The sequence below is a fragment of the Skermanella sp. genome, assembly GCF_059503625.1.
The window spans coordinates 1-11285 of sequence record NZ_JCACHA010000711.1 but is presented as its reverse complement, the minus strand read 5'-3'; the positions used below and the strand labels follow the sequence as shown (position 1 = coordinate 11285).

The 11285-nt window shown below is 67.8% G+C and carries 9 protein-coding genes; 6 read left to right on the top strand and 3 right to left on the bottom strand.

Translation table 11 applies throughout. From position 1 onward, the window contains the following. Nucleotides 1–207, bottom strand: a 207-nt coding sequence (locus tag AC5JJ6_RS23835) for a hypothetical protein (protein ID WP_496044443.1), incomplete at its 3' end; no start/stop codon positions are given. On the opposite strand from AC5JJ6_RS23835, the gene AC5JJ6_RS23830 reads away from it, so the two are divergent. Further along, nucleotides 206–1156: an ABC transporter substrate-binding protein gene (locus AC5JJ6_RS23830; RefSeq protein ID WP_496044442.1), complete on the top strand. Its 951-nt coding sequence runs from the start codon at nucleotides 206–208 to the stop codon at nucleotides 1154–1156. The genes AC5JJ6_RS23835 and AC5JJ6_RS23830 overlap by 2 nt on opposite strands. Here AC5JJ6_RS23830 and AC5JJ6_RS23825 read toward each other — a convergent pair. Both AC5JJ6_RS23825 and AC5JJ6_RS23820 read right to left on the bottom strand, forming a co-directional pair. Then, nucleotides 1136–2635, bottom strand: a complete 1500-nt coding sequence (locus tag AC5JJ6_RS23825; protein WP_496044441.1) for an ATP-binding protein — start codon at nucleotides 2633–2635, stop codon at nucleotides 1136–1138. The two genes, AC5JJ6_RS23830 and AC5JJ6_RS23825, sit on opposite strands and share 21 nt — an antisense overlap. Next, complete coding sequence (locus AC5JJ6_RS23820) at nucleotides 2611–3165, bottom strand: response regulator (RefSeq protein ID WP_496044440.1); 555 nt, start codon at nucleotides 3163–3165, stop codon at nucleotides 2611–2613. Before AC5JJ6_RS23820 ends, AC5JJ6_RS23825 begins: the two co-directional genes overlap by 25 nt. 357 nt (nucleotides 3166–3522) lie before the next feature. On the opposite strand from AC5JJ6_RS23820, the gene AC5JJ6_RS23815 reads away from it, so the two are divergent. From AC5JJ6_RS23815 to AC5JJ6_RS23795, 5 genes are all read left to right on the top strand, one after another. Then, nucleotides 3523–4641: an efflux RND transporter periplasmic adaptor subunit gene (locus AC5JJ6_RS23815; RefSeq protein WP_496044439.1), complete on the top strand. Its 1119-nt coding sequence runs from the start codon at nucleotides 3523–3525 to the stop codon at nucleotides 4639–4641. Next, nucleotides 4638–7775 carry an efflux RND transporter permease subunit gene (locus AC5JJ6_RS23810; RefSeq protein ID WP_496044438.1) on the top strand — a complete coding sequence of 1046 codons (3138 nt, stop codon included), beginning with the start codon at nucleotides 4638–4640 and terminating at the stop codon, nucleotides 7773–7775. The genes AC5JJ6_RS23815 and AC5JJ6_RS23810 overlap by 4 nt, the downstream gene beginning before the upstream one ends. Nucleotides 7776–7791: 16 nt before the next feature. After that, a complete protein-coding gene (locus tag AC5JJ6_RS23805) occupies nucleotides 7792–9324 on the top strand; it encodes a sensor histidine kinase (protein WP_496044437.1) in 1533 nt (510 codons plus the stop codon). 311 nt (nucleotides 9325–9635) lie between these two features. After that, on the top strand, nucleotides 9636–10775 hold the full coding sequence (locus AC5JJ6_RS23800) for a cache domain-containing protein (protein WP_496044436.1): 1140 nt from the start codon (nucleotides 9636–9638) through the stop codon (nucleotides 10773–10775). A 207-nt stretch (nucleotides 10776–10982) separates the two neighbouring features. Then, nucleotides 10983–11285: HWE histidine kinase domain-containing protein (locus AC5JJ6_RS23795; protein ID WP_496044435.1), on the top strand; the 303-nt coding region annotated here is incomplete at its 3' end.

Genomic DNA, 11285 nt, shown 5'->3' with positions numbered 1-11285 from the left:
GTCGATATCGGGCTGAAGAGGCCCGACATCCAGCGTTCGGGACAAGTCAAGCTTGATGCCGATCGCTAACCCTTCGGATAGCGACAGTTCGCCACGTATCGAGCATTTTATGTTTATTTGTATTAATCGTGCAAGTCGTTGAAGAGATATTGGTTCGATATCTTTCAATATTGTAATAAAGCAAAGTATGGGGAAAAGCATGAGCATGAAAAAATTAGCCGGCTTCGGTCGCATCTGTATAATTGCGTCCGGGTTTTTCGCTTCGGCGGCCTTTGGCGTTGCTCATGCGGCGGAGATCGGCATTTCCTGGCCGGGCAAATCCGCCTCCATCCTGATCTGGGAAAAAGCTTTCAAGGAACGGCTGACCGCGATAGCGCCCGAACTCAAGGTCGAAACCATCAAGGAAGTCCCGACCAACGAGGAATTCGGCGCGATCCTGAAGCGCTTCGATACCGAAAAGGACGCCATCGTCCTGTTCCGGTCGAATGCCGCCGAGTACGTGAAGGCCAGTCCGACCAAGAAGCCGACCTTCTTCGGATCGGTCAACAACGTGGCCGAACTCGACCTCATCGAACATCCGGAAAAGCCGGAAGGCAACTATACGGCGGCCTCGTATTTCATCGCGCCGGAAATCCAGTTGCAGAGCTTTATCGCATTGACGCCCAAGGTGAAGCGCATTGCCTTCGTCCAGGAAGCCGGTCAGGCCAGTTCGGCGGCGGAAGCCGGCCCGAGCCTGGAGGCCTGCCGCAAGCTCGCCCTGACCTGCCAGCTGATCGCGGTTCCCGCCGCCGACCAGATCGCCTCCGCCATCCAGGCGAAGCTTTCGGAAGTCGACGCGCTCGTCATCGGCCGGCAGGCCCTGATCATCGACAACGCCAAGGCGGTCATCGCGGCGGCGGGCGACAAGCCGGTGTTCACCTATCATGAGAAGGCGGTCAAGGATGGCGCCCTGGTCGGGATGACCGCCAGCAACGAGAAGCTGGGCGCCCTGCTCGCCGACGCCGTCGCCGGCGTCGTGCTCAAGGGCCGCAAGATCTCGGACACTCCCGTCATCGTCGATACCGCGCCGACCTTGTACATCAACATGAACAGCGTTCAGAAGCTGGGCGTCCAGGTCCCGGTCGAACTGCTGGGCTCAGCCAACCTGATCCAGTAAGGCCGCTCTCGACTCCGACGGCACGGGGGCGAGCGTCACGGTCTGGATCAGGCCGCCCCCGTCGCGGTTGCGGATGGCGATGCCGCCGCCGCTCCGCACGACGATCTCGCGCGCGATCGCCAGCCCCAGGCCGGCGCCGGGAACCTGCTGGCGCCGGCCTGGATCGACGCGGAAGAACGGCTCGAACGCCTGCTCGATCAGCTCGGGGGGGATGCCGGGACCGCGGTCGGCGATGACGACGGTGGGAGCCTCGCCCCGTATCGCGACCTCGACCGTGGCGCCGCCGCCATGGGTGGCGGCGTTGATGATCAGGTTGCGCAATGCCCGCTTGAGCGCCAGCGGACCGGCCCTCGTCCAGGCCGGCTCTACCGCACCCAGGCGCACGTTCATTCCCATCGCCGCCAGATCGTCCACAAGGGCGGTAATCAGGCGGTCCAGCGCCAGCGGCTCGGCCGATCCTGGCTCCGCCTCCTCCCGGACCAGACCGATGGCGCTGTCGGCGATGCGGTCCAGTTCCTCCAGGTCGTTCAGCCATTGGTCCCGTTCGTCGTCGGGCAGGAACTCGGCCCGCAGGCGCAGCCGCGTCATCGGCGTCCGCAGGTCGTGACCGGCGGCCGCGACCAGCCGCATCCTGCTTTCCATCGCCGTCTTGAGGCGGGACGACAGGCGGTTGAGAGCCTGAGCGGTCGCCCTGACTTCCTCCGGGCCGGTTTCCGGAAGATGCGGCAGGTTGCCGTCGGGACCGATGCTGGTGATCGCCTGTTCCAGCATGCCCAGCGGGCGGGAAATCTTGGCGGCGGCGAACAGGGCGACCGCCGTGGCCCCGACGGCGATCAGCGCCATGTAGCCGACCAGCAGCATCCAGGGCGGTCCGGGCGGCGGCAGCTCCTGCAACGGCATCACCAGCCAGCCGCGTCCCGGCACCGGGATCGACACGCTCATGGGCGGATGTCCGGGGGCGGTACCGTGCTCCGGCCGGGTGATGACGACCGGCAGCGGCTCGCCCGTCCTCGCCAGGGCGTCCCGCAGGTCCTGCGTGAAATGGGGCGAGACGGGATCGGACGGGGGGACCGGATCGAACCTCAGCCCGTCCGCGGCGGCGGCGCCGTTCCGTCCCGCAAGGTCGGAGATCAGGCGGATCTGCCGGGCGATCGGGTCCATGATCTGGAGCGGTCCGGGGCTCTTGACCAGGACCATCGTGACGCTGGTGGCAAGGCCGACCACCGCGACGATGGCGACGACCAGCACCAGCGCCAGCTTTGTCCGCAAGGACGCGCGCACGGACTCCAAGGCGTTCAATCCGACGTTTCGACGCGCGGCAAGCTGATAGCCGCCGTTCCGCACCGTCTTGAAGATCTGGAAGCTGCCGGTGTCGCCCAGCTTGCGCCGCAGACGGCTGACCAGCACGTCGATCGAGCGCCCGAACGGGTCGCTCTCCCGCCCCTGCGTCAGGTCTAGCAGCTGGTCGCGCGACAGCACGCGGCCGGGACGTTCGAGAAAGACGCGCAGAAGAGCTCGAACTCCCCGGCGGTCAGGGCGACCTCCTCGCCGGCAGGATCGGTCAGGCGGCGGGTCGCCGGGTCGGCGGTGAAGCCCACGAAGCGGAACAGCTTGTCGGTCACCGGTTCCGGCGCCTCCCAGCCCCGCCGCAGAACGGCGCGGATGCGGGCGACCAACTCGCGCGGATTGAAGGGCTTGGCTAGATAGTCGTCGGCGCCGATTTCCAGGCCGATGATCCGGTCTATCTCCTCCTTCAGGGCCGTCAGGAGGATGATCGGGACATACTGCCGCTGACCGCGCAGGTTGCGGCAGATTTCCAGGCCGGAGCCGTCCGGCAGCATGACGTCCAGGACGACCAGATCGATCTGGCTGTCGGGGAACCTCTTCTCGAACTCCCGCCGGTCGGCGGCGAGCGTCACGCGGAAACCTTGGCTGTCCAGATAGCGGCCAAGCAGCCGCCGGATTTCATGATCGTCGTCCACGACGAGAATATGAGGAGATGTCTGCATCACCCCTGGTTTATACGCCGCCCGCCTTGCGCGCCGCGACGGGATTTTTGCAACGGAGCGTGTCCGCGGGCAGGGCGGCAACGTTCGGAAACAATTCCGCCGCCGGCCGTCACGCTCCGCAATGTACTGAAGAAATGCCGCAATGACCGTCCCTTATGGTCCGCCCTATCGCCGGACCGATCGGGTTGGATCGGGCGAGCCGGATCCAACCGAAAGGCAATGCGGCCGATGGAAAGCAAGGGTGACCGGGTCAGGGAGTGGTCCGTAACGGCAGCCGCCGTCCTGGCGATGGCGGGACTTCTGATCATGATGCTCGCGACGGCGCTGTCCGTCATGGGTCCGTGAGGGAACAGGAAATTGAAGATTGCGAAGGGATGCGCCGGAGCGGCGCTGGTGCTGCTGCTGGCCGCCTGCGGACAGTTCGGAGCAAGCGACAGGACGGCCGACGCCGCCGCGGCGAGCGGGCCGGCAACAGGATTGGGCGTCACGGTACAGGCTGCGGAACGCAGCGCCATGGCATCGCGCGTCACCGCCACCGGCACGGTAGCGGCGTGGCAGGAACTGGTGCTGGGCGCACGGATCAGCGGTCTGGCCCTGGTCGATGTCCGGGTGGGGGAGGGCGACCGCGTCGAAGCCGGTCAGGTCCTGGCCCTGCTCGACGACAGCGGCCTGACCGCTGAGAAGGCGCAGCAGAAGGCCGCGGTCGAGGAGGCGGAAGCCAACCTCGCCAATGCCCTGCTGGCGGAGGAACGGTCGCGGAAGCTGGCGGCGACCAATGCGGTCAGCCGGGAAACGGTGGACGAGCGCGCCACCGCGACCCGCACCGCCCGCGCCAAGCTGGCGCAGGCAAAGGCGGCGCTCGACCTGATGGACGTCAAGCTCGGCCAGACCCGCGTCACGGCCCCGGTTTCCGGCACGATCGCCGCCAAGCCCGCCGTGCTCGGCGTCGTCGTCCAGACCGGCACCGAACTGTTCCGCATCCTGCGCGACGACCGGCTGGAGGTCGAAGCCCTGGTGCCGGAGCGGGACATGCCCGCCGTCGAGCCGGGCCAGACCGCCACCGTGATGGATGCCGCCGGCGGCACGATCCGGGCCGAAGTCCGGGCGACGGCGGCGAAGGTCGATCCCCTGACGCGCCTCGGCACCGCGTATCTGACGTTGCCGGACGACGCCGGCCTGCTCCAGGGCATGTTCGTCCGGGTCACGATCCAGGCCGACGAGCGGATGGTGCTTTCGGTAGCGGAACAATCGCTGGTCTGGCGCGACGGTCAGCCGGCGGTCTTCACCGTCGGAGCGGACGGCACGGTGGAACTGCGGACCGTCGAGACCGGCGCCCGCGCCGGCGGACGGGTCGCCATCGTGAGCGGTCTTGCCGGCGGCGAAAGCGTCGTCGTCGCAGGCGCCGGTTTCCTGGACGACGGGAACGTCGTGCGGGTCGTCACCCAGCAGGCGGATGGGGGAGAGGGCGCGCCATGAACGGTTCCATATCGAGCGGCCCTATATCGAACGGTCTTTCCTCCTGGTCGATCCGCCATCCGGTCCCGACCGTCGTCCTGTTCCTGTTCCTGACCGGCGCCGGCGTGCTCGGCTTCACGGGCCTCCGCACCAACAACATGCCCGACATCGACATGCCGACGGTCACGGTGACCGTGGCGCAGTCGGGCGCCGCTCCCACGGAACTGGAGACCCAGGTCACCCGGATCGTCGAGAACGCGGTGGCCGGCGTCGGCAACGTCGACGACATCTCCTCCACCGTCGGCGAGGGAAGCTCGACGACGACGATCCGGTTCATCCTGGGGACCGACGTCGACCGTGCGACCAACGACGTCCGGAACGCCGTCGCCGGCATCCAGGGCAACCTGCCGGCCGGAGCCGAAAGCCCGGTGATCGCACGGATGGACGATACCGGCCGGGCGATCCTGACCTTCGTCGTGGAAGCCCCGGCAATGGCTCCCGACGGCTTGAGCTGGTTCGTCGACAACGATGTCGGCAAGGCGCTGCTGGGGGTGGACGGCGTCTCCAAGGTCGAGCGTTCAGGCGGCGTCGACCGCGTCATCCGGATCGAACTGGATCCCGACAGGCTGGCGGCGCTCGGCGTCAGAGCGGACGAGATCAGCCGCACCCTGGCCGACGTCAACGTCAACCAGCCCGGCGGCCGGGCCAGCGTCGGCGGGCGGGAGCAGTCGGTCAGGACGCTGGGCAGCGCCGTCACCGTGGCGGCCCTGGCCGACACCCGCGTCAGGCTGGCCGGCGGCGGCGGAAGCGTCCGGCTGGCGGACCTCGGCACCGTCAGGGACGGCTGGGAGGAGCCGCGCCAGCGCGCCCGGCTGGACGGCAAGGAGGTCGTCGCCTTCAGCGTCTTCCGCTCGGTCGGCTCCAGCGAGATCGACGTGACCGGGGCCGTCCGCGCCGCGGTGGCCAAGCTCGACCGAAGCCGTGCCGACGTGACGTTCCGCGAAGTCACCTCGTCGTCGGACTTCGTCGCGGAAAGCTACGCCGCCGCGGTCGAGGCTCTGTGGATCGGGGCCTTGCTGGCGGTCGGCGTCGTCTGGCTGTTCCTGCGCGACATCCGCGCGACCCTGATCTCCTCGGTGGCGCTGCCGCTGTCGCTGATCCCGACCTTCGCGGTGATGCGGCTGCTCGACCTGTCGCTGAACAACATCACGCTCCTGGCGCTGTCGCTGGTGGTCGGCATTCTGGTGGACGACGCCATCGTCGAGATCGAGAACATCGTCCGCCACATGCGCCACAGCGGCAAGCGCGCCTGGGAAGCCGCGATCGAGGCGGCCGACGAGATCGGGCTGGCGGTGGTGGCGACGACCGGGACCATCGTCGCGGTGTTCCTGCCGGTCGCCTTCATGCCGGGCATCCCCGGCCAGATCTTCAAGAGCTTCGCCATCGCCACATGCGTTTCCGTGGCGTTCTCGCTGCTGGTGGCGCGGATGCTCACCCCGCTGATGGGAGCGTTTCTGATCCGGGCGGAGGGTCACCGGGACGACGCGCCGAAATGGGTCCCGGCCTATCTCTGGCTGCTGCGAAAGGCGCTGCGCCGGCGCTGGGTCACGCTGGCGCTCGGGGTGGCGTTCTTCGCCGGGTCGATGGGGCTGGCGCGGCTGCTGCCGATGGACTTCATGCCCGCCTCCGACCGGGGACGCTCGCTGGTCTCGGTCCAGCTGCCGCCCGGCGCCACGCTGGCCGAAACCGACGCGGTCGTGCAGGGGATCAGCGCGCGGCTTCGGGGCGAACCGGAGGTGGCGGGGATCTTCGCCTCCATCGGGACGCCGACATCCGCCGGCATGGGGCCACAGGCCGCTTCCGCCGGAGAGGTCCGCTCGGCGGCCATGACGGTCAACCTCGTGCCGCGCGGGGAGCGGAGCGTATCGCAGCAGGCGTTCGAGAAGCGCGCTTCCGCGATGCTCGCCGGCATCCCCGGCGCCCGCATCCAGTTCGGCGCGGACGGACAATCCGGCGCGAAGGTATCGGTGACGCTGACGGGCGACGACCCGGCGGCGCTGAATGCGGCACGCGCCGCCCTGCTGCGCGACATGCGGACGGTGCCCGGTTTCCTGAACCCGGTCTCCACCTCGGCGATCTCGCGGTCGGAACTGATCATCAGGCCGGACGACGCGCGCGCGGCGGAAGTCGGCGTGACGCCGACCGCGATAGCGCTGGCGGTGCAGGTGGCGACGCTGGGCGACACCGACCGCAACCTGCCCAAGTTCAACCTGGGAGACCGGCAGATCCCGATCCTGGCGGCGTTGCCCCAGGACGCGCTGAACGATCCGTCCCGTCTGGCCGTGCTGCCGGTTTCCGGAACGCGGGCCACAGTGCCGCTCGGCTCGATAGCCGAAATCGGCTTCGGCGCCGGCCCGACCAGCATCCTGCGGGTGGACCGGCGGCGGAGCGCCACGGTGGAAGCCAACCTGTCCAGCCTGACGCTAGGCGAGGCGTCGGCGCGGGTTGCCGCGCTGCCGACGATGCGGGCGCTGCCCCCGGGCGTCACCGAGCTGAAGCGCGGCGACGAGGAGCGGATGCGGGAGCTGTTCACCGGCTTCGCGACGGCGCTCACGGCGGGCATCTTCCTGATGTACGCGACGCTGGTCCTGCTGTTCCGCAGCTTCGTCCAGCCGGTCACGATCATGGTGGCGCTGCCGCTGTCGGTCGGCGGAGCGCTGGGGTTCCTGCTGCTGTCGGGAAACGCGCTGGCGATCTCCGCCCTGATCGGGCTGCTGCTGCTGATGGGCATCGCCGCCAAGAACTCGATCCTGCTGGTCGACTACGCGCTGATGGCGCGGACCGAACGGGGGTTGGACCGGACCTCGGCGCTGCTCGACGCGGCGGCGAAGCGGGCGCGGCCCATCGTCATGACCTCGCTCGCCATGGGGGCCGGCATGCTGCCGCTGGCGCTCGGCTGGGGTGCGGATGCGGAAACGCGTGCGCCGATGGCGATCGCGGTGATCGGCGGACTGCTGTCGTCCACGGTGCTCAGTCTCGTCTACGTCCCGGTCTTCTTCACCGTGATGGACGACCTGGAACGCCTGCTCGGCCGCTGGCTGCGCCCGCTGGCGGTCGGGGCGGAAACGCCGGCACACGCCAAACCGACGATTTGAGATAGGGACGAGGACCATGAAGATAGCCTTTCCGCTGCGCAGCAAGATCGTCGTTGCCCTGGGCGCCGTGATCGTGGTGACGCTGCTGGTCTTCGCCTGGGCGATGGACGCTGTTGTCGTGATGCCGCGCATCCGCGAACAGGTCGGCGTGTCGCTCAGCACGATGGCGACGCAGGCCCAGGCCAGCCTGACCCGGCGTCTGCTGGAACGGGCGCTGGCGTCGCGCGAACCGGCGCTGCACATGGCGCTGGCGCAGATCAGCGCCGTCCCTCCGGACACGTCGCCGCCGCTCGACCCCGAACGGGCCGCCCTGGCGGACCACCACCCCTTGCGCGACGGCACCGAACTGCTGCTGCTGAACCGCGAGGGCACCGTGATCGACGGACCGTCCGCCCTGCTGGGGTCGGCGGTGGCTTTCGGCGGCGGCATGCCGGACGACCGCTTCTTCCAGCTGGTGAACATCGGCGGGCGCGAGTTCGACGTCGGCCGGGCGGCCGGGCAGCGTACTCCCGACCTGGAAGGGCTGGGCTGGAGCGTCGTCGCGGTCCAGCCGCTCGACTTCGCGGCCCGGCCGCTCGTCTGGATGTCGGCCGGCACCGCCGGCTTCACGGCGCTGGCCGGACTGGTGCTGTTCTCCTCCGGCTGGGTGATCGCAACCCGCGTCACCCGTCCGCTGACCGCGATCCGGCTGGCGGCAAGCCGTCTGGCCGCCGGTGACGACCGGGCGCCGGTCCCCATCTTCAGCGACTATGCCGAGGTCCAGTCGATCAGCCGCTCGCTCCAGACGCTGGATCTCCGCATGCGCGAGGGCGAGCGTCAGTCGGTCCGGATCGGCCGCTCGCTCCACCAGCGCGAATCCCTGCTGCGCGCCATCGCCCACGACCTCCGCTCGCCGCTGACCGCGGCGATGTCGCTGTCGGAAACCCTGGCGAACCCGCGCAGCCGCCTGAGCGGCGAGGACCGCGCCGCCGCCGCCGCCGGCTGTTTCGCGGCGATGCGCAACATGCAGGACCTGCTGGACAACCTGCTGCGCTGGGCCTTCCTCCAGATGGACGTCTCCACCGCCAGCGGCCCGGCGGAACTGCGCCAGACGATCCACGACGCCCTGACGCTGAGCTTCGCCACGGCCGAGGCGAAAGGAGTGGACCTGATCGTCTACGCCCCGCCGCTGGAGGTCGATACCGAAGCCGAAGCGATCGGCACCGTCGTCCGCAATCTGGTCAACAACGCGATCAAGTTCACGCGGCCAGGGGGTACGGTGCGCGTGGTGGCCGATACGTGCGAACGGGACCTTGTGGTCTCCGTAGCGGACGACGGGATCGGGATGAGCGCCGATACTCTGCAATCGCTGTTCCCGGCGCAGTACCCGCCCATGGACGGCGAAGCCGGCCGCCTCCCGCGCTCGACGCCGGGAACCGAGGGCGAGCCGGGCACCGGCCTCGGCCTGATCCTCTGCCGGGAACTGGTCGAGCGTTGCGGTGGCTGGATCGGCGCGGAAAGCGTGGAAGGGTTCGGCACGACCTTCCGGTTCAGCCTGCCGGTAGGATGAAGCTCATGGATCGCAACAATAACTTCCGGAACATAAAGAAAGTCAGTGACATTTAAAGGGCTTTGTAACTTCCGGCTCAAAGCAAGGTAGGTACTGCGGGATCCCAAGAATATTTGAAGCGGGCGGCATGATCCTGTACTTAAGGACATTAACCATGTTACTCCCCTTTATCAGCACACATCATGGTTGTTATCGGTGATGTTTTGGTTGCTGATTAGGAAATCCGCCGCTTGATATTTGCTTTTCCCAACGCTGTGAAGTCTCTACTATCCCGCCGTTCCTATCGGTTGAGAACGTGGCTCATCCTGCTTGTGATTGCCTGCATCGTTCCGCATCTCCTGTTCTCGGCGGCTCTCCTCATTCGGAACACCCGCGACGAACGGGTGGCGACGGAGGCGCAGGTCACGGACCGCGCGCGGCTTTTGGGCGACGACATCGACCGGGAACTCGCCCGCATCCTGGCGGTCGGCGAGGTGCTGGCGCTTTCGGAGAGCCTGACCACCGGAGATTTCGCAAGCTTCTACCGGTATGCGGCGGAGGTCCGCGACCTCCTGGGCACCAATGTCCTGATCCGCGACCTCTCCAGCCAGCAATTGATCAATACACGGCTGCCATGGGGCGCGGCATTGCCGCGCAATCCGGTGTTCGATGTCGACCTGAGGGCCATCGAAACCCGGCGCCCCCAGATCTCCAACCTCCTGACCGGTACGGTGTCGAGAGCTCCGCTCCTGATGGTGGTCATTCCGGTCGTTCGGAACGACCAGGTCAGCTACCTGCTGAGCCTGACCCTATCGCTGGAACGGCTGCAATCCATCCTCTCCGCCGACCGCCTGCCGCCCGGATGGCTGGCGGGCCTGATCGACCGGGACGGGATCGTCATTGCCCGCTCGAAAGGGGCGCGTGAGTTCGTCGGCACCAGCGTTCCCGCCGATACCTGGGCCAGGATCAAGGACTTCCCCAGGGGGATCGACCGCACCGGCAACCTGGAGGGCATCCTGTCGCTCCAGGCCTATCATCGCTCCCAGGCATCCGGCTGGCTGGTCGGCGTAAGCGTGCCCGAATCCCTGGTCAGCGTTCAGCCCCGATGGACCCTGACACTGTTCGCGGGCGGCGGCGGGCTGCTCTTCCTGATCGGCCTGCTGGTGGCGGTGCATCTTTCACGGATACTCGCCCAGTCCATCACGCAACTATCCGGCTCGGCGCGGGCCTTGGGCGAGGGTCATCCCCTGACCGTGGTTCATCCCCGCATCGCGGAAATCGATACTGTCGGCAAGACGCTTCATGACACGGCGTCGCTGATAAAAAGCCGGACGGCGGCGCTCCGGGAGAGCGAGGAAAGGTTGCGCCGGGTGGTCGAGGGAGCACCGTTCCCCGCCATCGTCCATGCCGAGGATGGAGAGATCATCTATCTCAGGCGGGCCTGGACGGAAGCATCGGGATATTCGCCGTAGGAAATCCCGACGATCAACGAGTGGAGCAGGCGCGCCCATGAAACATGCGTCGCCCCGTCGTCCGATATCGAACGGCTCTACCAGCTGGACCGGCCGCTCGACGAGGGCGAATACACGATCAGGACGGCGGATGGGCGCGAGCGCATCTGGGCGTTCCGGTCGGCGCCTATCGGCCGCGACGGAAGCGGCCGGCGCCTGGTCGTCAGCATGGCCGCCGACCTGACCGACCGCCACGAGGCGGAAGCCCATCAGCGCCTGCTGATGCAGGAGGTCGATCACCGGGCCAAGAACGCGCTCGCCGTCGTCCAGAGCATCGTCATCCTCAGCAGGGCCGACAACTCCGCCGACTTCGCTCAGGTCGTCCAGGGACGGGTGGCGGCAGTCGCCCGCGCCCATACGCTTCTGGCGAACACCCGCTGGTCCGGCGCCGATCTGGCGACCCTGATCCGCCAGGAACTGGAGGCGCATGTCCTGCCGGGGAAATTCCGCATAGCGGGCGGTCCGGTGACG

What these genes read in the sequence shown, in the direction of transcription:
- AC5JJ6_RS23830 (WP_496044442.1), top strand. Translation starts at nt 206, where the DNA reads ATGAAAAAATTAGCCGGCTTCGGTCGCATCTGTATAATTGCGTCCGGG.
- AC5JJ6_RS23820 (WP_496044440.1), bottom strand. Translation starts at nt 3,165, where the DNA reads ATGCAGACATCTCCTCATATTCTCGTCGTGGACGACGATCATGAAATC.
- AC5JJ6_RS23810 (WP_496044438.1), top strand. Translation starts at nt 4,638, where the DNA reads ATGAACGGTTCCATATCGAGCGGCCCTATATCGAACGGTCTTTCCTCC.
- AC5JJ6_RS23805 (WP_496044437.1), top strand. Translation starts at nt 7,792, where the DNA reads ATGAAGATAGCCTTTCCGCTGCGCAGCAAGATCGTCGTTGCCCTGGGC.